The sequence below is a fragment of the Aminobacter sp. NyZ550 genome, assembly GCF_025628925.2.
In the GTDB taxonomy this organism is placed as follows: Bacteria; Pseudomonadota; Alphaproteobacteria; order Rhizobiales; family Rhizobiaceae; genus Aminobacter; species Aminobacter ciceronei.
In genome coordinates this window covers 3,045,055-3,068,207 of the sequence record NZ_CP114190.1, presented here as the reverse complement: position 1 = coordinate 3,068,207, position 23,153 = coordinate 3,045,055, and the positions used below count along the sequence as shown (strand labels likewise).

Annotated in this window: 29 protein-coding genes; 10 read left to right on the top strand and 19 right to left on the bottom strand. The window is 64.3% G+C overall.

The features are described from left to right. Positions 1–280: 280 nt before the first annotated feature. Both N7E70_RS15110 and N7E70_RS15105 read left to right on the top strand, forming a co-directional pair. Complete coding sequence (locus tag N7E70_RS15110) at positions 281–712, top strand: hypothetical protein (RefSeq protein WP_263006816.1); 432 nt, start codon at positions 281–283, stop codon at positions 710–712. 74 nt (positions 713–786) lie between these two features. Beyond that, complete coding sequence (locus N7E70_RS15105; RefSeq protein WP_263006815.1) at positions 787–1,170, top strand: VOC family protein; 384 nt, start codon at positions 787–789, stop codon at positions 1,168–1,170. Between the two features lie 86 nt (positions 1,171–1,256). Here the strand turns inward: N7E70_RS15105 and N7E70_RS15100 are convergent, their stop codons facing one another. The 4 genes from N7E70_RS15100 to minC all read right to left on the bottom strand — a co-directional run bounded on the left by N7E70_RS15100 (position 1,257) and on the right by minC (position 4,058). Continuing rightward, complete coding sequence (locus tag N7E70_RS15100; protein WP_263006814.1) at positions 1,257–2,012, bottom strand: DUF1868 domain-containing protein; 756 nt, start codon at positions 2,010–2,012, stop codon at positions 1,257–1,259. 242 nt (positions 2,013–2,254) lie between these two features. Then, positions 2,255–2,524 carry a cell division topological specificity factor MinE gene (minE, locus tag N7E70_RS15095; RefSeq protein WP_067961364.1) on the bottom strand — a complete coding sequence of 90 codons (270 nt, stop codon included), beginning with the start codon at positions 2,522–2,524 and terminating at the stop codon, positions 2,255–2,257. Further along, a complete protein-coding gene (minD, locus tag N7E70_RS15090; protein ID WP_263006813.1) occupies positions 2,521–3,336 on the bottom strand; it encodes a septum site-determining protein MinD in 816 nt (271 codons plus the stop codon). The genes minE and minD overlap by 4 nt, the downstream gene beginning before the upstream one ends. A gap of 17 nt (positions 3,337–3,353) precedes the next feature. After that, positions 3,354–4,058: a septum site-determining protein MinC gene (gene minC, locus N7E70_RS15085; RefSeq protein WP_263006812.1), complete on the bottom strand. Its 705-nt coding sequence runs from the start codon at positions 4,056–4,058 to the stop codon at positions 3,354–3,356. A gap of 245 nt (positions 4,059–4,303) precedes the next feature. Here minC and N7E70_RS15080 point away from each other — a divergent pair, with 245 nt between their 5' ends. Then, a complete protein-coding gene (locus N7E70_RS15080) occupies positions 4,304–4,996 on the top strand; it encodes a lysoplasmalogenase (protein ID WP_263006811.1) in 693 nt (230 codons plus the stop codon). Then, positions 4,983–6,407, top strand: coding sequence for a coniferyl aldehyde dehydrogenase (locus N7E70_RS15075; protein WP_263006810.1), 1,425 nt, complete (start codon positions 4,983–4,985; stop codon positions 6,405–6,407). Before N7E70_RS15080 ends, N7E70_RS15075 begins: the two co-directional genes overlap by 14 nt. A gap of 12 nt (positions 6,408–6,419) precedes the next feature. On the opposite strand, the gene N7E70_RS15070 is transcribed toward N7E70_RS15075, so the two are convergent. Both N7E70_RS15070 and N7E70_RS15065 read right to left on the bottom strand, forming a co-directional pair. Further along, a complete protein-coding gene (locus N7E70_RS15070) occupies positions 6,420–6,884 on the bottom strand; it encodes a DUF1801 domain-containing protein (protein ID WP_331461837.1) in 465 nt (154 codons plus the stop codon). 100 nt (positions 6,885–6,984) lie between these two features. Beyond that, a complete protein-coding gene (locus N7E70_RS15065) occupies positions 6,985–7,878 on the bottom strand; it encodes a DMT family transporter (RefSeq protein WP_263006809.1) in 894 nt (297 codons plus the stop codon). 171 nt (positions 7,879–8,049) lie between these two features. Here N7E70_RS15065 and N7E70_RS15060 point away from each other — a divergent pair, with 171 nt between their 5' ends. Both N7E70_RS15060 and N7E70_RS15055 read left to right on the top strand, forming a co-directional pair. Then, entirely contained in the window at positions 8,050–9,120 is a 1,071-nt protein-coding gene (locus N7E70_RS15060; protein WP_263006808.1) for a YeiH family protein, read from the top strand. Between the two features lie 15 nt (positions 9,121–9,135). Beyond that, complete coding sequence (locus N7E70_RS15055; RefSeq protein ID WP_263006807.1) at positions 9,136–10,023, top strand: LysR substrate-binding domain-containing protein; 888 nt, start codon at positions 9,136–9,138, stop codon at positions 10,021–10,023. Between the two features lie 26 nt (positions 10,024–10,049). Here N7E70_RS15055 and N7E70_RS15050 read toward each other — a convergent pair whose 3' ends face one another. Then, positions 10,050–10,535: a GNAT family N-acetyltransferase gene (locus N7E70_RS15050; RefSeq protein WP_263006806.1), complete on the bottom strand. Its 486-nt coding sequence runs from the start codon at positions 10,533–10,535 to the stop codon at positions 10,050–10,052. A 334-nt stretch (positions 10,536–10,869) separates the two neighbouring features. On the opposite strand from N7E70_RS15050, the gene N7E70_RS15045 reads away from it, so the two are divergent. Next, positions 10,870–11,307, top strand: coding sequence for an NlpC/P60 family protein (locus tag N7E70_RS15045; RefSeq protein ID WP_246765256.1), 438 nt, complete (start codon positions 10,870–10,872; stop codon positions 11,305–11,307). 295 nt (positions 11,308–11,602) lie between these two features. Continuing rightward, entirely contained in the window at positions 11,603–12,271 is a 669-nt protein-coding gene (locus N7E70_RS15040; RefSeq protein ID WP_263006805.1) for a DeoR/GlpR family DNA-binding transcription regulator, read from the top strand. Between the two features lie 16 nt (positions 12,272–12,287). Here the strand turns inward: N7E70_RS15040 and N7E70_RS15035 are convergent, their stop codons facing one another. The 7 genes from N7E70_RS15035 to N7E70_RS15005 all read right to left on the bottom strand — a co-directional run bounded on the left by N7E70_RS15035 (position 12,288) and on the right by N7E70_RS15005 (position 16,628). Further along, entirely contained in the window at positions 12,288–12,686 is a 399-nt protein-coding gene (locus tag N7E70_RS15035) for a GFA family protein (protein WP_263006804.1), read from the bottom strand. A gap of 123 nt (positions 12,687–12,809) precedes the next feature. Beyond that, positions 12,810–13,037: a hypothetical protein gene (locus tag N7E70_RS15030; protein WP_067961344.1), complete on the bottom strand. Its 228-nt coding sequence runs from the start codon at positions 13,035–13,037 to the stop codon at positions 12,810–12,812. Between the two features lie 247 nt (positions 13,038–13,284). Continuing rightward, entirely contained in the window at positions 13,285–13,749 is a 465-nt protein-coding gene (locus N7E70_RS15025) for an aminoacyl-tRNA deacylase (protein WP_067966415.1), read from the bottom strand. Positions 13,750–13,991: 242 nt separating this feature from the next. Continuing rightward, positions 13,992–14,924 carry an alpha/beta fold hydrolase gene (locus N7E70_RS15020; RefSeq protein WP_263006803.1) on the bottom strand — a complete coding sequence of 311 codons (933 nt, stop codon included), beginning with the start codon at positions 14,922–14,924 and terminating at the stop codon, positions 13,992–13,994. 296 nt (positions 14,925–15,220) lie between these two features. Then, positions 15,221–15,688, bottom strand: a complete 468-nt coding sequence (locus N7E70_RS15015; protein WP_067961340.1) for an SRPBCC family protein — start codon at positions 15,686–15,688, stop codon at positions 15,221–15,223. An 83-nt stretch (positions 15,689–15,771) separates the two neighbouring features. Then, on the bottom strand, positions 15,772–16,020 hold the full coding sequence (locus N7E70_RS15010) for a ParB N-terminal domain-containing protein (protein WP_115732322.1): 249 nt from the start codon (positions 16,018–16,020) through the stop codon (positions 15,772–15,774). A 101-nt stretch (positions 16,021–16,121) separates the two neighbouring features. Next, the gene (locus N7E70_RS15005) at positions 16,122–16,628 is read right to left on the bottom strand and encodes a hypothetical protein (protein ID WP_067961337.1); all 507 of its coding nucleotides are present in this window, start codon (positions 16,626–16,628) and stop codon (positions 16,122–16,124) included. A gap of 334 nt (positions 16,629–16,962) precedes the next feature. Here N7E70_RS15005 and N7E70_RS15000 point away from each other — a divergent pair, with 334 nt between their 5' ends. Both N7E70_RS15000 and N7E70_RS14995 read left to right on the top strand, forming a co-directional pair. After that, the gene (locus tag N7E70_RS15000) at positions 16,963–17,133 is read left to right on the top strand and encodes a hypothetical protein (protein ID WP_154383983.1); all 171 of its coding nucleotides are present in this window, start codon (positions 16,963–16,965) and stop codon (positions 17,131–17,133) included. Positions 17,134–17,199: 66 nt separating this feature from the next. Beyond that, on the top strand, positions 17,200–18,240 hold the full coding sequence (locus N7E70_RS14995; protein ID WP_263006802.1) for a DUF1176 domain-containing protein: 1,041 nt from the start codon (positions 17,200–17,202) through the stop codon (positions 18,238–18,240). Positions 18,241–18,242: 2 nt separating this feature from the next. Here N7E70_RS14995 and N7E70_RS14990 read toward each other — a convergent pair whose 3' ends face one another. From N7E70_RS14990 to N7E70_RS14970, 5 genes are all read right to left on the bottom strand, one after another. Further along, the gene (locus N7E70_RS14990) at positions 18,243–19,094 is read right to left on the bottom strand and encodes an alpha/beta hydrolase family protein (protein WP_442866462.1); all 852 of its coding nucleotides are present in this window, start codon (positions 19,092–19,094) and stop codon (positions 18,243–18,245) included. Between the two features lie 143 nt (positions 19,095–19,237). Next, a complete protein-coding gene (locus N7E70_RS14985) occupies positions 19,238–20,848 on the bottom strand; it encodes a molybdopterin-binding/glycosyltransferase family 2 protein (RefSeq protein WP_263006801.1) in 1,611 nt (536 codons plus the stop codon). Then, positions 20,845–21,555: an XdhC family protein gene (locus N7E70_RS14980; RefSeq protein ID WP_192315886.1), complete on the bottom strand. Its 711-nt coding sequence runs from the start codon at positions 21,553–21,555 to the stop codon at positions 20,845–20,847. The genes N7E70_RS14985 and N7E70_RS14980 overlap by 4 nt, the downstream gene beginning before the upstream one ends. Positions 21,556–21,558: 3 nt before the next feature. Further along, positions 21,559–21,894, bottom strand: coding sequence for an XdhC family protein (locus N7E70_RS14975; protein WP_067961329.1), 336 nt, complete (start codon positions 21,892–21,894; stop codon positions 21,559–21,561). Positions 21,895–21,914: 20 nt separating this feature from the next. Further along, positions 21,915–23,150 carry a vWA domain-containing protein gene (locus N7E70_RS14970; protein ID WP_263006800.1) on the bottom strand — a complete coding sequence of 412 codons (1,236 nt, stop codon included), beginning with the start codon at positions 23,148–23,150 and terminating at the stop codon, positions 21,915–21,917. Positions 23,151–23,153: the final 3 nt, after the last annotated feature.

Genomic DNA, 23,153 nt, shown 5'->3' with positions numbered 1-23,153 from the left:
AACAAGCGGTCGCTTTTGGGCCAGGTGCCGGACTGATGCCGTCAAGCAACGCCGGGCTGGTGACAGATATTCAGCAGAGCCGGACGTACTCTCGGCTGCAGCGCCCCGATTCCGCTTGCACGCGGCACAACAACTCGCCCTCTGCGCGAAAATATCCAGCGCGAATTGCCCTTTGTTCTCCCGGAAAATCAGTCTGCCGGGACAAGAATGGTCAAAAATTCTTCACTGGACATCATTCCTACCTAGGGCAAACTGCCTACAGGGGTGCGAAGGAGGAGATATGCGCGCAAGAACAGCGACCGTCGGCGACCTCGAGGTGGTCTTCCACGACCTGTCCAAACGGATGTCAGACGAGTATGCCGCCGCCGGCAAGGATGCCAAGAGCGCCTACGACAATCTGATGATGAACCTGAAGGAAGGACGCGCCCACGCGCTTGTCGAGGGTGAGCGCCCGGTTGCGATCATCGCCTGGCACGAGCATTCGGACGCGGCCGAAACGCTGTTCGCCGCCCAGGACGAATTCTTCGCCGCCCCCACTGTGCGTTTCTGCAAACGCCACATCCGCCGTATCCAGCAACTCGCCGGCAACGTGCCGATCCACTCGCGCGGCTGGCTTGATCGCCCCGAGGTCGCCCGCTGGTTCCGCATCATCGGCTATGTCGAGCGCGGCCGGCAGCACGGCGCCCTGCTGTTCGAACTGCCGCCGGCCTAGACCAGCCGCCTTGGCGCGGACGCGTCGCCGTAGCAGACTGCTGCGGCGACAGCGTCCCTATCCGGGAGGAACAGATGCCATCTGAAACGGTAAATATCCGCTACCTCGTCGACGACGTCGAGGTCTCGATTGACTGGTACAGCCGCCATCTCGGCTTCACGGTGCTTACCAACTATGCGCCGGCCTTCGCCGACGTCGCGCGGGGGTCTTTGCGCCTGCTGCTCAGCGGACCGACCAGCTCGGCCGCCCGGCCAATGTCCGACGGCGCCCAACCGCGCGCCGGCGGCTGGAACCGCATCCACCTGATCGTCGACGATCTCACGGCCGAGGTGGCGCGACTGAAGGCCGAGGGCGCGCAGTTCCGCAACAACATGGTCAAGGGACCCGGCGGCGCGCAGATCCTGCTCGTCGACCCCTCGAGCAATCTCGTCGAGCTGTTCCAGCCGGCAGGGCGCTAGGCTGGCGCAGTCGCTGCCATTCTTCTTCGAGACCAGCAGCGTACAGGTCGTCACCGGCATCGCGACGCTCGCCGCGATCCATTCATTCAGCTGCCGAGTGCCTCCCACCTCCGCAATTTCCGCCCAAGGCCGCCAAGCACCAGCAACTCGCAGAAGTGGTTCATGTCCTCGAACGAGCAGAACGCCGGCGGGTCGAGTTCGAGGATCGGCATCTTGCGCCTGATGTCGCCGGCCACTTCGCCCAGCATCTCCTGCCAGCGCGGCAAGGCGTCGTCGTCGAGCCAGTCGATGGCGTAGGCGAAGGTGATGTGGAACGGGTAGTCGTCATGATCGGGATGGCGGTAGCCGAGCAGGTCGGCGAGCACGTCGCGCCATTGGCGCATTGCCCTGCGGTCGCGCTCCCTGGCACCGTCAACCAGAAGGCCGGAGGGCCGCGCATGTGTCACCTCGACCTGGAACGGCTCCAAGACCGGCAGCGTCTCCAGCCGCGCGGCCATGATCTCGGTCAACTCCTCGATCGACGCGTCGAGCGCCAGGCCATCCGGCCAGAATCCCGGCTTGCGACGGTACTCGATGATACCCTGGAACAGTGTCATGTGCAGGCTGGTGATGGGAGTGAAGACGAAGTGCCTCGCCTCGGGCATGGCGAGGAATTTCTCGCGGGCCTCGACCAGACCTTCCAGCGTCGGCGAGCCCTTCGAGACATGGCAGACGATGGTGTTGCCGGGCTCAGGCAGGAAGCCACCAGCGCGCAGATAGCGCGTGCCGAGATGCGGCGGCTGGGTCGTGTTGCGTCCACTGGAATAAGCGAGCAGTTCGGGCGAGAGAGCATCTGCGGGCATCGTTGCGGTCCATCGTTCGAGGTCCGCCTACCCTAACGCCCCTCAGCGACCGCCGCATGACAACAAGGAGATACGAGATTGCGAGTTCACGAAGCCGCAGCCTGAAAAGCTGCCCTCACCATCGGGATCGTCGATGCGGGTGCTGCCGCCACGACACCTCAGGCCATCGCCGGCGTGGCAGGCACGACATCCTGCACACCGGCGGCCTCTCGGCGGATCGCCCAGCCAGCCTGCGTCTTCGCTCAGATCGCCGCCGCGGCCTTGATGCCGGCGTTGGGGATATGGATGTCGATTTCCAGCGTCGAGGTGGTGGCGCCGCGATCCATGGTGATCTTGACGTCGTCCTGGTTGACCTGGACGTGCTTGGCGATGACCGCGATGATCTCCTCGCGCAGCACCGCGACGAGATCGGGCTGGTTGCGGTTGTTGCGTTCATAGGCGAGCAGCACCTGCAGGCGCTCGCGCGCCACCGGTGCACTGCCGCCACGCTTGAAGAAGTCGAGTAGTTTCATGCCACTCTCCTTCCCAGAAGACGGTTAAGGAGACCTTTCTTCTCGACCGGCGTGACCATCGGCACATCCTCGCCCTCGAGGCGCTTGGCAGCGTCGGCATAGGCCCGGGCAGCCGCGTTGGTCGGCTCGTTCAGCGTCACCGGCGAGCCGACATTGGAGGCGCGCAACACGCCCTGGCTTTCCGGAATGATGCCGAGCAGCGGCACCGACAGGATTTCCAGCACGTCGTCGATCGACAGCATCTCGCCGCGCGCCGCACGGCCGGCATCGTAGCGGGTCACCAGCACGTGCTTGGTAACACGCTCGCCCTTCTCGGCCTTCAGCGTCTTGGAATCGAGCAGGCCGATGATGCGGTCGGAATCGCGGACCGAGCTGACTTCCGGGTTGGTGACGATGACGGCCTCATCGGCGAAGCGCATGGCAAGCTGAGCGCCGCGCTCGATGCCGGCCGGGCTGTCGCACAGCACGTAGTCGAACTTGTCCTTGAGCGCGTTGATGACACCGGCGACACCCTCCTCGGTCAGCGCGTCCTTGTCGCGCGTCTGCGAAGCCGGCAGCAGGAACAGCGACTCGACGCGCTTGTCGCGGATCAGCGCCTGCGCCAGTTTGGCCTGGCCCTGGGTGACGTTGACGAGGTCGAAGACGACGCGGCGCTCGGCGCCCATCACAAGGTCGAGGTTGCGCAGGCCGACGTCGAAGTCGATCAGCACCACCTTCTTGCCGGACTGGGCAAGCACGGCGCCGAGGGCAGCCGTCGACGTCGTCTTGCCGACGCCGCCCTTGCCAGATGTGACGACCACTACCTTGCCCATTTTATTGTCTCCGTTTGTCAGTTGAGGGGCGCGACCTGGATGGCATTGTCTTCCAGATGGACTTGGATCGCCTTGCCATGCATCGACGGCTCCATGTCCTCGGCGGTACGGTACCAGCCGTCGACGGCCAGAAGCTCGGCCTCATTGCGGCGGCAGAAGATGCGGGCGCTGCGGTCGCCCCAGGCGCCGGCGAAGGCGCGGCCGCGCAGCGTGCCATAGACGTGGATCGAGCCGCCGGCGAGGATTTCGGAGCCGAAGCTGGCCGAGCCCATGACGATCACGTCGCCATGCGGGTGCACGATCGACTGGCCGGAGCGCACCGGCTGCTCGACGATCAGCGTGTTGGACGGCGACGACGGCGCCCTGGCCGCCTCCTCCGCCTTCGCCAGCGCTTCGGCGTCGACCTGTTCTTCCTCGATCATCGTCTTCCTGGCGCCGGCCAGCTTCGGCGGCAGCTCGTCGCCGAGCGAATCGATATGGTCGGCCTCGATCGCATAGGTCCTGATTCCGCGCGCGGCTATCAGCGCCACCAGGGCGCCGATTTCGTCGGCCAGCGGCTTCAGCACATTGAGGTCGAGCACGACGGGCCGGCCCTTGAAAAAGCCGGGAGAATTCTCGATCCAGCGGTCGAGATCCTGCAGCCACTGGTCCAGCGGCGCTTCGGGCACAAGCGCGAAGGCGACAAACGAACGGGCGCGAAAGCGGATGGATTTGTTCTGCATCGGGGGCGCAAATCACTGGCAGGCTTCTGGGAGGTCGGGGTGTAGGCGATGGTGAACGAAACGTAAACTGCAATTCGCCTTACAGTGCGTTATGCTCCGAGCGTATCGCATTTGCGCAACGGCCCCGTGACCCGGCCGCTGTGTTCCGGCGGTATCCGTTCCCGCACCTTACGTAAGGGTAACTGGACAAACAACCGAAAACATTGGCTTATCCTGACATCGGCAGCACGAGGGGAGCGCGCGGCATGGACAGGGCGACACGCGGCAACGCAACGATCTACGGGCTCTTCGCCATCTGCGCGGTGCTTGCGATCCTGGGCAGCCTGATCGCGCCCGATGCCAGCTCGCCCTGGCGCTGGCTGCATTATCTCACCAAGCCGACGGCAACGCTGCTGCTGCTCGTTGCCGTGCTGCGTGGCATGGATTCGCGCGGATATGGCCTGCCGATCGCCGTGGGCCTCGGCTTTGCCGCGGCAGGCGATTACTTCCTGATGCTGCCGGGCGACTATTTCCTTGCCGGCCTCATCTGCTTCCTGCTCACCCACTGCGCCTATATCTGGGCGCTGACCCGCGATTCGAAATTCGCAGGCAATATCGGCATCTTCGCGCTGTTTGCAGTGCTGGCCGCTGCCGTCTTCGCCGGGCTGTGGTCGCACCTGCCCTCGCCGATGCGCGTGCCCGTTGCGATCTACGCGCTGGTGCTTGCCGCCATGGCCGCCCAGGCGCTGTCGCGCGACCGCCAGCTTGCCGGCACGTCGGCGCAGAAAGCGGCACGCTTTGCAGCCCTCGGCGGCCTGTTCTTCATGGTCAGCGACACAGTGCTTGCTTATGGCCGCTTCCGCTGGAACATTCCCTACAATGCCATCTGGGTGCTCGGCACCTATTATGCAGCGCAGTATCTCTTCGCCCGTTCGACGGAAAACGATGCTGAAGCCTAACGACAGCCAGCCCGACCTCAGGGCAACCTTCGACACGCTGCGCGCCGCCTGGCTCGAGACACGGCCGTCCTATGCCCAGCGCGTCGACGACCTCAAGCGCCTGCAGCGCGCTTTCGGCCAGCGCCTCGACGAGATGGTCGAGGCAATCAGCGCCGATTTCGGCCACCGCTCCCGCCATGAAAGCCTGCTCGGCGAAGGCAGCGTCGTCTTGTCTGAAATCAAGCACACGCAACGCATGCTGAAATCGTGGATGAAGCCCGAGCGTCGTTCGGCCGGTTGGAAGCTGCTGCCCGCCAGCGCCGAGATCCGCCACGTGCCGCTTGGCCTCGTCGGCATCATCGCGCCGTGGAACTATCCGGTGAACCTGGCGTTGGCACCGCTTGTCGCGGCCATCGCCGCCGGCAACCACGTCCTCCTCAAGCCCTCCGAACACACGCCGCGCACCGCAGCCTTCCTGCAGTCGCTGCTGGCAGAAGTCTTTCCGCCTGCGCGGGTGGCGGTGGCGCAAGGCGGCACTGAGCTGTCGGCGGCCTTTTCCGAACTGCCTTTCGATCACTTGTTCTTCACCGGCTCGACGGCTGTCGGCCGCAAGGTGATGGCCGCGGCCGCCCGCAACCTGACGCCGGTGACACTCGAACTCGGCGGCAAGTCGCCAGCCATCATCGCGCCGTCGGCCAATCTCGAACGCACGGCCCGGCGCATCGCCACCGGCAAATTCTTCAACGCCGGCCAGACCTGCATCGCGCCCGACTATGTTCTGGTGCCGCAGCAAAAGCGCGACGAGCTCGTCCGCCTGGTCAAGCAGGAAGTCAGTGCCCGCTACAACGCCAGGCAAGGTTTCGACGACTACACCTCGATCGTCAATGACGGCCAGTTCGCCCGCCTGAGCGGCCTGCTCGACGACGCAGCCGTACGCGGCCACGAGCGGGTCCCACTGCTCGACATCGCCACTTTGCCCGCCGGCCGCGAGCGCCTGCTGGCGCCGACCGCCGTGCTCGATCCCGCCCCTGACAGCGCCGTCATGCGCGACGAGATCTTTGGGCCGATCCTGCCCATCGTCGGCTATGCTTCGCTGGACCAGGCCATCGCCTATGTGGTGGAGCGAGACCGCCCGCTGGCGCTCTATTGCTTCGGCGACGACAAGGCCGAGATCGAAACCATGCTGTCGCGCATCGTCGCCGGCGGTGTCTGCGTCAACGACACGCTATACCAGTTCGCCTGCGCCAACCTGCCCTTCGGCGGCGTCGGCGCCTCCGGCATGGGCCACTATCACGGCCGCGAGGGTTTTCTCACCTTTTCCAAGGCGATGCCGATCTTGCGCAAATACGAGCCCTCGGCCAGTGACCTGATCCGCCCGCCCTACAAGGGCCTGACCGACTGGTTGGTGCGATTGGTGACGAAACTGCACTGATCGAGATGTGCGTCAGCGCTGCCGCCGGTGATAGGTCAACGCCATCGCCAGGCAGATCGCCAATGGGGCCGGCAATGGTTTGTCGACGTCGAGCAGGAGCGCCCTGTTGCCCTGATAGGCGAAGGTTTCGCCGAAATGGGCACGAAAACTCTCCACCAGCGTCGTTTGACAGTTGAAATACACGGCACAAGTCCGGCCGCCCGGTTTCGGCCAACCGAGCCTTATGGTGGAGCCGCTGCCGCTGGTCTCGGTCAGATAAGCTGGCTCACCCCATTTCAGCGTTTCGGTCAATGGCCCGACGCCCGAAGTCTCGGCCGCCGTCGACAGGATCAGCCTGCGTATGTCGAGCAATCGCGCCCGCACCGGCGCGGGGAATGCTGCAAACGCCACCGCCACCGCTGCTGGCATCGCCGTTTCGAGTGCAGCCACGCTACGCATGTCGGCCAGTCGGCGCTCCCCCTTGTCGGCTTGCTGCATTTTCGACCGTTTCCTGCTCCGCCCCGCAGGATCGCATGATCCGGATTGACAAATCCTGCTGAATTTCAGGCGCAGCTGCGAGCCTTGCCGCCAGCCGCCCTCACTTCATGAACAGCAGCGCCATGCCCGCCACCACCAGCGCCGCCCCGGCCCAGGCGCCGCCGGCCGGGCGTTCGCCCGTCTTGGCCCACAGCATCGGCAGGATGATCACGGGCGACGTTGCCGACAGGGTCGAGACGATGCCGACCTTGCCGCCGGACAGCGCAAACAACAGCAGCGTCATGCCGATGGCGAGCGCGATGACGCCGGTCAGCGCGGTCAGTGCCGCCACTTTCCAGGTCAGCGGCCCTTTCGGCTTCACCGCCGGGATCGGGAGTTGCAACAGTATTGTCAGGCAGAAGGCGGCGATGCCGACGCGCAGCATCGAGGCCAGGAACGGGTCGATTCCCGTCGCCATGACAGGCCGCGCAATGATCGAGCCGATCGCCTGACCGGTTGCGGCTCCGAGCCCGAGCGCCACACCGATCCACAGCGGCCCCTTCACCGTCTCCCAGGCATGCAGCTGGTCGCGACGCTTCCCGAACAGGATCGCCAAAAGCACGCCGGCGACCGTCAATCCGATGCCGGCGGCGGCCTTAGCGGACAAATCCTCGCCCAGCACCATCCAGCCGAGCACGGCGGCAATCGGCGCATTGAGCGCAAACAGGATGCCGGAGCGGCGCGGGCCGAGCCGGTTCAAGGCGGCAAACAAAAGCGTGTCGCCGGCGAAGATGCCGATCAGGCCGGACAGGATCAACGGTCCGGCAACACTGGCGTCGAGCTCGCGCCACGTACCTGTCGCCAGCACATAGATCGCCAAAAGCCCGGTGACGAAGAGCTGGCGCAGCCGGTTGAACGCCGGTGCGCCGAGATGCCCGGCAGGCCCGGCCGAGATCAACCCGGTGACGGCCCAGCATGTCGCGGCCCCCAGTGCTGCAAGCTCATAAACAGGCATCGGCGACTCGGCATGAATGAGGAACGGAGGGCCCAAGAGATACCAGAGACCGTAGCGACGTGAAACGCGGCCAAACCATTCGTTTCATCCGAACGATTAAAGCGATATTACGCGTTGGATTGATGGAAAGCCGGCGCATAGCTTGCACCTGAAATTGACAGGTCCAAGCCCATGAACGCTCTTGCCCGCACCGAAACCGTGCTTTCGTCCACCCGCAGCCAGGCAGATCGCCACTCGGCGCATGGCAGGCACGATGGGGCCAAGCTGCTGCCCGGGCTGCTGCTTGCGGCGGGCATCGCCGCCCTCGCCTTTGCCCTGCGCCACTTGCCCGGCCTCGGCAGTTTCAGCCCGATGATTATTGCGATCGTTCTCGGCATCGCCTTTCACAATCTATCGGGCACCCCGGTCCGCGCCAAACCAGGTGTGGCGTTTTCGATGCGCAAGGTGCTGCGTTTCGCCATCATCCTGCTCGGCCTGCAGCTGACGGCCAGCCAGGTCGCCGAAGTCGGCGTCACTGGCGTGGCCATCATCGCTTCGACGCTTTTCGCTACCTTCACCTTGACGGTGTGGCTCGGCCGGCTGCTTGGCGTCGAGCAAAAGCTTGCCGAGCTGATCGCCGCCGGCACCTCGATCTGCGGCGCGTCCGCCGTCATCGCCACCAACACCGTGACCAAGGCATCGGACGAGGATGTCGCCTATGCTGTCGCCTGCGTCACCGTCTTCGGCTCGATCGCGATGTTTGCCTATCCGCTGCTGCCCGGGCTGCTCCAGCTCGCCCCCCATGCCTATGGGCTGTGGGCTGGTGCTTCGATCCACGAGATCGCTCAGGTCGTGGCTGCCGCCTTCCAGGACGGCCAGCAAGCCGGCGAGTTCGGCACCGTGGCAAAACTCACCCGTGTCATGATGCTGGCTCCTGTCGTGATCGCGCTCAGCCTTGCCGCCCGCCAGCGCGCAAGATCGTCCATCGCAACTCAAAGCGGCACAACTGCCCCGATGCCGTGGTTCGTACTCGGCTTCATCGCCATGGTCGGCGTCAACAGCCTCATCGACATTCCGGCCGAGGCAAAGAGCTGGATCGTCGCGCTCACCACCTTCCTGCTCACCATGGCGCTCGCCGCCATGGGCCTCGAGACCGACATCCGCAAGCTCCGCGCCAAGGGTCTTCGTCCACTCTTTCTTGGCCTCGCCGCGTTCCTTTTCATCGCGACTTTCTCTCTAATGCTGGTCAAGCTTCTGGGCTGAACCGAAAGGAAAACCGTGACCCTCGAACAGCTCCGGATCTTCGTTGCGGTCGCCGAACGCGAACATGTCACCCAGGCCGCCCAGGCGCTGAACCTGACGCAATCGGCGACAAGTGCCGCAGTGTCGGCACTGGAGGCGCGTTACCAGACGAAACTGTTCGACCGCGTCGGCCGCCGCATCGTGCTCACCGATGCCGGACGCATCTTCCTGTCCGAAGCGCGCGCCGTGCTTGCCCGTGCCGGCTCTGCCGAGGTTGTGCTCGCCGATCTCGCCGGGCTGAAGCGCGGCTCGCTCAAGCTTGCCGGCAGCCAGACCGTCGCCAATTACTGGCTGCCAGCCCTCGCCCACAGGTTCCAGCAGCGCTTTCCCGGCATCGCGCTCGGCATCACCATCGGCAACACCGAGACGGTCGCGACACAGATCCACGACGGTTCGGCCGATCTGGGCTTTGTCGAGGGCGAGGTCGACGATCCCGCGCTCGCCATTGAAGCGGTCGCCGAGGACGAGCTGGTGCTGGTCGCCGTCGCCGGCCATCCCTGGACCGTCACGCCGCCGTCCTCGTCCGAAGAGCTCAAATCGCAAAGCTGGATCCTGCGCGAACAAGGTTCGGGCACGCGCGCGCATTTCGAGGCGATACGAGCGCTGCGCGGCATCGAGATCGGCAGCCTCGATATCGCGCTCGAACTGCCCTCGAACGAGGCTTTACGCGCGGCGGTCGAAGCCGGCGCCGGCGTCGCCATCATGTCGCGCCTCGTGGCGCATGCCTCGCTCAAGGCCGGCACGCTTGTCGCCATCGACTTCACCCTGCCCAAGCGCAGCTTCTTTGCGCTGCGACACAAGGAGCGCTACGCCACCCGCGCCGCGCGCGAATTCCTGACGCTGGTCCGGGGTGAGGCCAGCTGATCGGCTTCACTTGCCCGCTTGCCTGTTCAGTTCGAAAAGGTCAGCACGGCCTCGACTTCGTCGTCATAGGTCTCGCCGGTCGTGACGAACCCCAGGCGCTTGTAGAAGCCTTCCGGGCTCGCCTCACCCAGGCCGTAGCTGGTGAAGAGTTCGGCAAATCCCCTCGCCTTCATCTCGCGGGCGACGAGCGCGATCGCCTTTTCGCCAAAGCCCATGCGCTGGAACGGTCCCGCGATCATGAAGCGCCACAGGAAGGCGCCGGGACAGTCGATGACTTCGTAGTCGGAGCCGATATGGAGCATGACGAAACCCACCGGCACCTCATCGGCATAGACGGCGCGGAACCAGGCGTTTTCGGAAAAATGCGCCTCGGCGATCGACATGGCGTTGTCGGCGACCTTGTTGCGCTGGGCCTCGCTCAACGTCTCGCTGAGATCGCAAATGTCGGAGACGGTCTGTGAGGTGATACGCCGCAACGAGACTTCGGCGGCCGAATTGATCTGTTCGGTCATGGCAATTTCCATCTGGGATGTCTGACCCGGCAAAGCCGGCGCGGTTCGCATCGCCCGCCAACGGGTCGGGCTGCTGCCCGAAGCGCACATAGTTTCGGAATTCCGTGGCGTCAAGCAACTCTCATTTCAAATTATGTATTGCTCGAGCGATACAAACAAAAGTATGAGCCGCCCCCCGACGCAAGAACCACTTGATTGGTAAAATCAAAACATGTTCGGGAAAAGATTCGGACATTACTAATTTAACATCCTGGAATGGAGGACCGAATGGCGCGCATTGCAGCAATCACGATCGAGGTCAACAAAACAATCATTTCAACAGGATATCTGCTCCGTGAAAACACGTACAGAAAACTACATCGATAACGCCATCACCTGGGCCATGTCCCAGCTTGGCAATGAGGATTACTGCTTCCGCTGCCTCGCCTTCGTCGAGGACGCCTATGAAGAGAGCAACGAGATCGAAATCTTCGGCGGCGACTGCGCCAAGGAATCGGCGGACGAATATGGCGTCAACCCACCGACCGGCGAACCGCCGCGCGGCGCCTTCGTCTTCTTCGACATGACCGGCGAGCTATTCGACGTCACGACCAACTGGGGCCATGTCGGGCTTTGCCTTGGCGAGGGCCGCATCGTCCATGCCTGGGATGAAGTGCGCATCGACGACATCAACGCCGTCGAGGCACTGGAGCCCGCCGAAGGCTGGACTCAGCCACGCTACATCGGCTGGGCACCCGTCGAGCGCATCCTGCAAGGCCACAAGATCAGGTAAGTCAGGCATCCGCGGCCACGGCCCCATGGCCGCGGATGCCTTTTTCGGCGCCGAGGGCTCTCTTGTCCTCGTCCTGCCGGCAACAGGTGCCGGCAGGACAGAGTTGCAGTTCCTGGAAGCTGACTGCCGGATTGAGGTCCATCCTGGTCCGCGCGCACTGGAAGCAGGGAAAGCCGATTCCAGTTCGGCAAGACAGAGCCGCAACAGCGCTTAAAAGCTGACCGCCAGCTTGACGTCGACGCCATGGTCAGAGGCACCGTTGCTCACTTGGCCGAGGAGGTCACCACTATACGGGGTGACGACCACGCAGACCGCACGTCGCGACATCATGGCGCTGGAGCAGGGCGGCAAGGTGCGGCGCCTGCATGGCGGGGCGACGATTTCAGCACCCGTCGATCCGACGGTGCTGCGCCAGCGCCGCGTCGAAAACGCCGCCGCCAAGGAGCGCATCGGCAGCCTGACCGCCGAGCTTGTGCCCGATGGTGCTGCTGTCTTCATCGACACCGGCACCACCTGCGAGGCGATGGCGCGCGCGCTGGTCAAGCGCCGCGACCTGCGCGTCGTCACCTACTCGCTGCGCGTCGCAACGACGCTGAGCGAAAGCACCAATTTCGCCATCGCCGTGCCAGGCGGTTTCGTCCGCCAGGTCGACGGTGGCGTCTTCCGCGAGGAAACGTCGGAATATATCAGGCGCTTCAAGTTCGACGTCGCCATCATTTCGGTCAGCGGCGTCGACCATGACGGCGACATCGGCGACGACGATCATGCCGAAGTCGCGGCCGTTGCCGCGGCCATAGGCCAGTCCGCGCGCACCATCATGGCCGTCGACAGCTCGAAATTCGGCCGCCGCGCCCTGCTCCGCCTCGGCTCGCTCCATGACATCCACACGCTCGTCACCGATACGCTGCCGGAAGAGCGCCTGCTCGCCCGACTGCGCGACAGCGGCGTCGAGATCTGCGTCTAGATCACGCGCAACAAGACTATGCCGGCGCTGCCTCGGCAAACTGCGGCAGGCCGTCATCGAGCTTGAGCCAGGGCTGCTTCGACGACACCCAGATATGCATGGTCGGGCGAAACAGGCCGGGATCGTCGAGCGAACCCGACGTTACGGCCAGCACGCCGGCGGATTCGCGCCCCGACAGCACGGTCGTGCCGCATTCGGCGCAGAAGCCGCGCTTCACCCCTGGCGACGAAAATGCAGTCTTCACCGGCCCGCTCATCGTCACCTGCTCGGTGCGGAACATCAATCGCGCATTGAACGCCGCCCCAACCGCCTTCTGACAGCTGCGGCAATGACAGACGCGTTCGTTCAGCGGCTCTGCGTCCACGGCGTAGCGCACGGCCCCGCACATGCAGCCGCCTTCATATCGTTGCGCCATGTCAAATCCCCTCACCTGAGTTACCGCTGTAGCGGCATCAGGCATAAGGTGCAGTGCTGTCGATTGTCGATGAAAAAGGTGGGGTGACTGCCTCAGGCGGCAGTCACATCGCAGGTTGCGGCTTTAGGCGCAAAGCGACGTGCACGACGCATTGGCCGTGCGGAAAGCCAGGCGGCTCTGCCGGCGGGCGCTGGCCCGCGAGGATACGCTTTCCCAGACCTGGGCGCCCGAAGTGGCATGCCGCGCCAGAAGGCGGATGTCGTCGGGGCAATAGCCGTCGCGTTCCATGACTTTCAGGATGATCGGATCCTGCAGCAGGTCCTCGAGTGTCAGTTCATGCTGGTCGTCCATAGTCGCCTCCATTCGTGACCATTTCGACATTGCTCACCATAGCCCCGAACCATGACCGCCGAATGGCGGATCGGTGACACGAAGCAGGTATTTTCCCGAACGGCGAAAAAACCTCTCGCTGTCGACCGAACCGCCCCTGAGGGCGTCCGGCCTGCCGCCCCGGTCAACACCTCAAGCGGCAATAGGCATCGTCATTCAATGACTTGCGTAAAGGCGCACCCCGCCCCTTCACGTCGGGCTCAACATTTCACCAGCTGATGCGGGCCTGCGGCATGCCATACATCAGCCGCGAAAACTCGTCCCCGGTGACATGCACGAGGGTGCGGTGGTCGCCGCCCTCGAAATAGACATCGCTGCCGCGGCGCAGTTGCTCGTCGACCACACAGGCCACCCTGTAGGGCACGCCGAGGATCGGCACCGCACCTTCGTCGCAGTCGGGAAACAGCGAACTCGCCTCTTCTTCGGTCGCCAGCCTCACCTTGTCGCCGATGATCTCGCGCATCCGGGCAAGATCGACATGGCGGGTCGCCGGCAGCACGGCCAGCACATAGCCGTCCTCCCATTTCAGCACCACGCCTTTGGCCAGCGCACTGCCGGGCACATGGCTCGCTTGCGCCGTCATCATCGAGCAGCCGGTGCGCGCATGCCTGGCGGCATCGTAGCGGATGTGATTGTCTTCGAGATATTCCTGCATCGTCAATGAGATAGCCATGACCACTTCCTTTCGTGGCATCATCGCGTCACTGCGGCCTGCATGTAGAAAGCGGCATCGACTGCCGTGCGGCAAGTTGGGCCGCATCATCGCCAGCTCATTTTCGATCAGTTTGCTGGCCGCATCTCCGACACCCTGCAAGGGGCATTTTCAGCGTGCCCGAACGATACCATTCGAAGCCGTGGTCCGGCAAGGAAATTGGCCGGGCGCCGCCGATTTCTGGCAGGCGCCCGGCCATTGCGCTACTGCGATTCCTTGACCTGCTCGTCCCAGGTCTTGACCTTGGTCTCGCCATTGAGGAAGGGCAGCACGGTCGTCGCCAGTTCCGGTGCGAAAAACACGTCGTAGTGGGTGCGGTTGGGGATGATCGCCAACCGGTTCTGCGACATGTTCTCGCGCATCCAGCCGGCATCCTTCAGCCCGCCGCCGAGCAGCTGGTAGAACTTCACGATGTGCTCGGGCCGGTACATGTCGCTGTCGCCATAAACCAGCATGACCGGCATCTTCAGCGTCTTGACGTCCTCGGCCCAGTCATAGGGCTGGCGCATGAACTCGCCCATCTGGTCGAGCAGCTTCGGGAAATCCTCGACCTTGGGCGCGACCGCCGCATAGGTCTGGTACATCGGCGTCTGCTTCATCATTTCGGCCATACCGGCGCCGACCTGGGCCTGCATCGGCAGCATTTCGGGATAGAAGCCGTCCTGGGCATAGGCTGCCGACACCAGCGCCAGCCGGCGCACCGTCTCGGGATGCTGCACGGCCAGGCGGAAAGCGACGCCCGAGCCGAAGGAATAGCCAAGCGCGTCGACCTGGTCGTAGCCGAGTTTCTTGACCAGCCCGGCCATGTCGTCGCCCATGTCGATCATGCTCATCTTGCGATCGGTCAGCGCGGTGCGGCCATGACCATAAAGATCGACGGCGATCACCTGGCGATTCTTCGACAACGCCGGCAGCACCGGCCCGAACATGTCGATCGACCCCAGCCCGCCATGCAACAGGAGCAGCGGCTCGCCCTCGCCGTGGATCTCGTAATAATAGTTTACACCGTTGATCTCGGCATGACCTGCCTTGACGCCGGCATCCGTGGCTTTCGCCGTCTCGGCCATCGCTGCTCCTCCCGTCACAACTGCAAATGCCGCCGCTGCCAGCATGGTGATGAAACTGCGCTTGTTCATGTCCTCGTCCTCTCTTGTCCGAGCCTCGTCGCTCTTGCCTCTAGGACGAACGAGGCGAACGCATGCCTACATCGTGGGCGAAATTTTCCACGGGTGGAACAATTTTTGCAGTGACTTGCCGCGCCGCGATCCTTCCCACCCCCCTCTGCCCTGCCGGCCAGAGGGGGTGCGAAAGATCAGTACGCCGAAGGTTGGCTTCGTAGGGCAACGTCAGACCATGCTCACGAGGCCGCCGCAGCCCCCGGAATCAAAAAAGGCCAGGTCCGCCAACCTGGCCTCGTCGCAGTCAAGAATCCTCAGAGCGTCTTGGCGAGTGCCTCGAGCTGATCCGCGCACTGACCCCAGCCTTCGTGGAAACCCATCTTTTCGTGGGCTTCGCGGTCCTCGACGCTCCAGTGACGGGCAACGGCGGTGTAGCGGGTCTTGCCGCCGCCAATGTCCTCGAAGGTCACGGTCGCAGCCATGAACGGCTTTTCCGATGGCTGCCAGGCCTCGGTAAAGGCGTCGGTGAAGACCAGCTTCTCGTTCGGCACGACTTCGAGATAGACACCCGAGCTCGGGTAGTCGACGCCCTCGGGGCTGCGCATGGTGATCGCGCTGGTGCCGCCGGCACGCACGTCGAGCTTGGCGCTGGCCGTCGTCCAGGGCAGCGGCGCGAACCACTTCGGCAAAAGTTCAGCATCGGTCCAGCAGCGATAGAGTTTTTCGCGCGGTGCAGCGATGATGCGGGTCAGGACCAGTTCGCGATCGTTGGCAGAAGTCATTTCAGTCTCCTCGTTGAAATCAGCTTTCGGACCTAGGACGAGCCAGCCGCGCTCGATCCGACAGGCCGCCGGAAAAAATCTGGCTAGTGTTTCCGCGCCTGGACGAGATAGGAATCGATGCTGGTCTCGCCGAGCCAGCGCGCCGCCTCGAGCCGATGCAACCCCTCGACCAGCACGTAGCGCTTGCCGTCGTGCCGCACCTGGATCGGCGTCTTCATGCCGTTCTCGACGATGTCTTCGGCGAGATGCCGCACCGTTTCGGGATGCAACGTCTTCTTGCGCGCCGCGGGCACGTAGATGTCGTCGAGCGGTATCTTCTGGACTCTGAGCATGGGGCCTCCCGGCAGTGCGATGCAGCGTCTCACAGATAGGACGTCTCGCTGCATCGGCCAAGCGGGGCACTGGCCGGTCCGGCATCAGGCTGAAGGCGGCGTCAGCTTTTTTTCTTGGCGGCGCGGCGCTTGGCGTCGTCGATCATCATGTTGGCGAGTTGCATGCGCACCATGGCGCGCTGGCGCAGATGCGGCGCCACGCGGTCGGGGTGGTTGGCGAGCGCAAAGATACGGCGCAGCCTGGCGAGATCGGCCGGCTTGGCTTCGGCCAGGCCGAGCTCGGCGGCGATCGCGTCCGGGTCGATCGACGGCGGTTCGGGCGCTGGGGGCTCCAGAGGACCCGCCGCGGCTTCGACGGCGTCGGCCACAGCCCTGGCCCTGACCATGTCGAGCAGGGAAACGAATTCGTCCTCGAGCGCCTCGCCCGCCTCACGATAGCCGGCGGCCGCGGTCTCGCCCGAAACGCGGATGCGGCCGGAATGCAGTTCCTCGGCAACGGCGAGATAGTCGAACGGGATGGTCGGCGCGGGCGCAATCTCGCCAGGCTCGGGCGCGACGAACAGGTCGTCGAGCAACGAAGCGAAGTCGCGATTGGTCTCGGTGCCCATGCAAGGCCCTCCGCACGAAACGGCATGATACGCAATATTTGCCGGAACCATAATCAGGCTCGGTTAAGAATCGTTTCGTGACGCAAGTGGCTTCTTAGAAATGTCGGCACAAAAAAACCGGGCCGCATGGGGGTAATATGCGGCCCGAAGTCGCCTTGCGGCGAGGAAAGCCAGCAGTGCCGGCTATTCAGTTACGCAGCCGACACCTGACTTGTTACACCGGTCGTGAAAGATTTTTCCATGCACTGCATGGCAGCCATGTCGATGCTGCACTGCACAATCGCTCCGGAATCACCTATATGTCGCCATGGGAGGACAAACCGGAGCCTGAGAGATGGGTTTCTATACCGAATTGTTCGCCCGCCCTCGCCCGAAGGAACAGGTCCGCTATCGTGCGGCGCTTGCCTTGTTAAACGCGATGAACTCGGCCGACCGCGCCGACATCGGCATCAAGCCGGCAGATTTTCCCCGCATCGCCCGCGAAATGTCGACGCGCCAGGCATGATGGCCCTGCGCGTCACTGCGCTGCCGCAATCGATGATGCATCATTGCGGCAGGCAGGAGATTCGCGATGAGGACTTTTTCGAAACGGGCAGCATTGACGGCCGCCTTGACCAGCCTCTGGTCGCTCCAGGCGCTGGCCGCCGATCTGCCTTATCTCGATGACCGATCCGATGCGGCCGCCGTCGTGCGCTCGCTCTACAATGCGGTCAGCCGCAAGGAATATGCCCGCGCCTGGGACTATTTCGGCGAGGCCAAGCCCGCCAAGGACTTTGCCGAATTCGCCAAGGGATATGAGAAAACCGAGCGCGTCGAGATCGAGACAGGCGCGGTCAGTTCAGACGGCGCCGCCGGCTCGGTCTTCTACAACATCCCGGTCGCCATCCGCGCCATAGACAAGGACGGCACCGAAAAGGTTTTCGCCGGCTGCTACACCGCCCGGCAGGTCAACGGCTCCGTCCAGGAACCGCCCTTCACCCCGATCCAGCTCGAAAAAGGCGTGCTGAAACCGGCCGACGGCAATCTGACGGATGCGCTGCCCAAGCAGTGTGGCGATGCCCCGCCCACAGAGATCGACGCCGTGCTCGACCTTGCCACCAAGACATTCGCTGCAAGCCACAAGGCCCAGTGCGACGTTGCCCGTGAAGGTAACGAGGCGATCCAGAGCTACAAGATTCCCTACCACAACAAATCGGACGCCGCCGACGCGCCGGCCAGCGAAGCCCGGCTGTTCCGCTTCTTCTGCCAGATGGGCGCCTATAACGAGACCCATGTCTATTATCTCTGGAACGAGGCCGACGGGCTGAACGAGCAGCATTTCGCCGCCCCCGAGCTCGACATCCACTACGAGGGCGACAATCCCGACGGCAAACTCGAGAGCGTCAACGTCATCGGCTACCGCACGGAAAACGCGCTGGTCAATTCGTCCTTCGACGACAAGACGATGACGATCACTTCGCACGCCAAATGGCGCGGCGTCGGCGATGCCTCATCCGACGGCACCTGGCTGTTCCGCGACGGCGCGTTTGCGCTGGTCCGGTACGACGTCGATGCGTCCTATGACGGCGAAATCAACCCCGAGACGGTGCTCGACTACAATTCGGGACCTTGAGGCTATTTCGCAGACAGCATCCAGTTGAGCGTCTCGCGCCAGTCGGTCATGCGGATCGGCGTGCCGTGGGTTCCGGTCTCGAAGCGGACGAAGCGCGTCGGATAGCTTTTGTTCTTGGCCAGGATCGAGCGGAAGAACGCCTCCTGCTTGTCGGCGGGGAAAACAGGATCCTTGCTGCCCTGGCCGAAGAACACCGGCACATTGGCCGCGAAGGCCGGTGATTTGAGGAAGAAGTCGTCCCAGAGCGAGCCGAGCAACATCAGCCCGCCCAGCTTCCTGGCTGCCTTGGCGTCGCGCGCCAGTCCCCAGCACAGCTGGCCGCCCATCGAGCCGCAGGCGACGACGATCCTGGCGCCAGGTGACTGCGCCGCGTAGTGGTCGATAAGCGCCGCCACCTCTGCAACGCCCTTGTCGCCGAAGTCGGAAAAGTCGGGCGACAGATAGAGCCCGCCATTGGCGGCCATGAGGTTCTTGATACGGTTGAAATTGCCGCCGAAGGTGAAATCGTCGACACCCTGCTTGCGGCTACCGCCCTGGCCATGAAGATAAAGCACGATGACTGAAGCGCCCTCGCTCTTGCCGACGGCGAAGTGCCTGACGTCGCCGGCATCAAGCTTCAGCACCAGGTCCTGTTGTGCCTTGCGGACGCCCGTCGAGACGTATTTGCCCTGAACCCGCCGCTCCGGCACCTGGTCGCGCTCGTTGATGTCGCGCATCTCCTGGTAGTCGACGACGCGGTAGGTCTCGCCCTCGGACGAGAGGATGGCAGGATAGGCGAAGAGCTCGTCCTTGTAGGGGGCGAGGGATTGAGCATGGGCGGTGGTTGCTAGCGACGAGAAAGCAAGCGCTATCACGCCCCAGGCGAGCCGTCGAAGGAATGCGCTCGACGTTGCCCCCCTCTGTCCTGCCGGATATGAGGGGGGCGTGAAGGAATGAGACTTCAAATCGAATGACATGACGTAGGGTTGGCCAACCGGCAGGCGCTTTGTCAACAGCCTCAATCCTGCGGCACCCCGCCCGCTCCTGCCAGCGCCTCGGGCGTGTCGACGTCGACGGCAGCGCCGGCGCCGATCTCGATGTCGACGACATCGACGCTTTCGCTCTCGATCAGATGCCGGGCGCCGGTGTCGCCTTCGAGATGGGCAACGGCTGCAAACAGGGCGCGCGGCAGGATCACCGGATTGCCACGTTTACCGTCATGGGTGGCGCGGACAACCGCACGGCCGCCTGCCCGCTCGAAGGCCTCGATCAGCCGGTCGAGGTCGGCCGGCAGCACCTCGGGCATGTCGCCGAGAACGATCAGCGCACCGGCTGCATCCTCGGGAAGCGCCGAAATTCCCGCCTTGAGCGAACTGGCGAGGCCTGAGGCAAAGTCGGCATTGTGGGTCGCGGGAATGTCGAGCCCGGCGAGCGCATCACCGATGCGGCTCGCCTGATGGCCTGACACAACGACAGTGCTTTCGGCCTTCGACGCAAGCACCCGTTCGGCGGTTCGGCGCACAAGCGGCTTGCCCTGGAACAGCGCCAAAAGCTTGTTGGGCCCGCCCATGCGGCTGGAACGACCGGCGGCGAGCAGCACGGCATGCACTTTCGGAACCGACGGAATGGCGGTGAGATCGCGTGGCTGCGGCCGCGTCGCAATTTCCATCAGCAGGCCGCCGACGCCCATTCCGGCAATGTCGGCCGCGGAGACGTCGAGCCCTGCCATCAGCCGGTCGAGCACCCAGTCGAAGCCGTTTTCCTTGGGGCTGCGCGCGCAACCCGGCGCACCGAGAACGGCGGTCTTGCCGATATGGCCAAGCACAAGAAGGTTACCGGGATCGACCGGCATGCCGGAACGGACGACGGTGCCGCCGGCGGCGCGGATGGCGGCCGGGATGACGTCATCGAAATCGGCCAGCGCCGAAGCGCCGAAAATGACGACGAGGTCGTTGTCGCGGGCAAGCTGCCTGGTGGCCTCGGCCACCGCACCGGCCTCATGCGCCGTTCGCCGTTCGGCGACGAGCCGGCTGCCCGAGCGTGCCAGCCGCTGCTGGGTCAGGCGCGCGGTCTTGTCAAGCACGCTTGGCTTGACGCTGGGCAGCATGGTCTGGATGACGCCGACGCGCTTCGCCGCGAAGGCATTGACGGCGAAGATCTCGCCTTTGGCGCACAGTTCGGTCGCCTGCCGCACCAGATCGCCTGACACGGCAAAGGGGATGATCTTCACCGTCGCGACCATCTGGTCTTTTTCGACCGTGAAATGCTGGGCCAGAGTGGCAACCGTTATCGAGGGGTCTATGGCGTTGATGGCGTCGATCAGGCCGGCATCGACGGTGAAGACGCCGGCTTCACGCGCATGCAGATTGACCCGGCCGGTCGCCGCCGGCTTCACCTCGATATGACGGTGCCGCATGCTGGCCGCGATCGCCCCAGCCGCCTGGTCTTCGCCGAGATCGCCCGGCTCCAGCACGGCGACGACGATCTCGCTCAGCCCCGAGGCTGCGAGGATGGCCACGTCTTCGGCGGCAAGCACATGGCCCTTGCGGTAGCGGAGGTCACCGGCGCTGGTGGAATGCGCAAGCACAGCGCCCTTGGCCTGGTCGACGGGGATTGCGCCAAATCTCACGCCGCCTCGCTTTTTGCCTTGGCGCCGAGGCCGCGCGCACGGAACGCCGAAATGACCTGCGCGAGAATGGCAACCGCGATCTCGGCGGGGTTGGCGGCACCGATGTCGAGCCCGATCGGCGCGTTGATGCGGTCGATCTGCTCCGGCGTCACGCCCATTGCCAGCAGGCGCTCTACGCGCCGGCCATGCGTCTTGCGGCTGCCCAGCGCACCGACATAAAAACACTCGGCATCGAGTGCTGCCTTGAGCGGCCAGTCGTCGATTTTGGGATCGTGGGTGATGGCGGCAAGTGCGGCATAACGATCGAGCGGACAATGCTTCAGCGCATCCTCGGGCCACTCGGCCTTGTGGACGACGTCGGGGAAACGTTCATCGCTGGTGAAGGCCGTGCGCGGGTCGATAATCTCCAGCGGAAAGCCGGCGATCTTGGCCATCGGCGCAAGTGCCTGGCTGATATGGACGGCGCCGATCACCACCAGCCTGGGCTGTGGCAGGTGCACGTTGAGGAAGAAATTGCGGCCTTCGGCCTCGACCAGGCCGGACATGCCGCTGCGAAATGCCCTGGCGATCGCCTGGCCAAGGTCGCCTGCGACGGCATCGCCTTCCCTGACGACGCGGTCGCGGCCATCCCCGATGTCGGTGACGAGTATCGCGGCGCGGCGGGCGCGACGCTCGGCATTCAGCGTTTTCAGAACATAAGGATCCATCGATCAGCCCAACCGCTCGACATAAACCCTGATCTTGCCGCCACAGGACAGGCCGACCTGCCACGCCGTCTCGTCGGCGACACCGAACTCCAGCATCTTCGGCTGGCCGCTGCCGATGACATCGAGGGCCTCTGATATCACCGCCCCCTCGACGCAGCCGCCGGAGACCGAGCCATGGAAGGTGCCTTCGGCGTCGATAACGAGATGGCTGCCGACGGGGCGCGGCGCCGAGCCCCAGGTTTCGACCACGGTGGCGATGGCGACATCCTTGCCGTCCTTCATCCAGCCTTCGGCGATGATCAGCGGGTCGCGGGCCTCATCGAGAAACTTGCTTGGCATGGAAACCTCCCTTTGCGACCTTACGCCGCCCGGCGCAGGCCGTCGATCATCCACAATCTGGGGTCCGTGTCGCGCGACGCCGGCGCGCCGAGCGAAGCGCAGAGATCGCCAAGCGCGTTGAGATTGTGCACCGGGCGGAACTCGTCGACATAAGGCAGCATGGCACGAACCCCGCGCGCGCGCGCTTCGAACCCCTCGAAGCGCAGCAACGGGTTGAGCCAGATCAGTCGGCGGCAGGACTTCTTGAGCCGCTCCATTTCTTCGGCGAGCCCTGACACATCGTCACGCTCGAGCCCGTCAGTGATCAAAAGTACCACGGCGCCCTGCCCGAGCACCCGGCGCGACCACAAACGGTTGAACTCGCCCAACGTGTCGCCGATGCGGGTGCCGCCGGACCAGTCCTTGACCGCGGCGGAGCAGTCGGCAAGGGCCGTGTCGGGATCGCGGTGACGCATCTGCCGGGTCAGGTTGGTCAACCTGGTGCCGAAGACGAAGGTGTGCACGCGCCGGCGCTTTTCGGCCAGCGCGTGCAGGAAATGCAGGAAGATGCGGGTGTACTGGCTCATCGAGCCTGAGATGTCGGCAAGCACGACCAGGGGCGGATGCACCTCGCGCACGGAGCGGAATTTCGGCAGGATCAGCTGGCCGCCGGTGCGGGCTGCCGCCCGCATCATGGCGCGCGGATCGACCGTGCCGCCATGCGGGTCCGGCTTGAAACGACGCGTGCGCACGGTGTCGAAGGGCAGCCTGAGCGCTGCGATCTCGCGCCGGGCGTCTGACATCTCGCTTGCTGTCATCTGGGCAAAGTCCTTGCCGCGCAGCATCTCGTTGCCCGACACGGTAAAACGGGCGTCGACCTCGATCTCGGGGATTTCGCGCGGCGGCTGGCTGTTGTGGTGGCCTTCGAACATCGCCTGGCTGACGCGGTTTTCGGCGGCGCGCGGCTTCTGCTTCTCGCGGCGGTCGGGCGCCACGGGCGAAAACATCGCCAGCATCTTTTCGATCAGCTCGCGCGACTTCCAGAACAGCCGGAAGGCTTCATCGAAGGTTGCGTGATCCTCGTGGCGGCTGACCAGCACGGCATGCAGCGTCCAGTAGAAATCGTCGCGCGAGCCGATGCCCGCGGCCAGCACCGCCTCGATCGCATCCATCACCGAAGCCGGGCCGACACGCATGCCGGCCTTGCGCAGCGCGCGGGCGAAATAGACGATGTTGTCGGCGATGCGACCGTCTGATGTTGCACTGCTGGGCGTCATGTC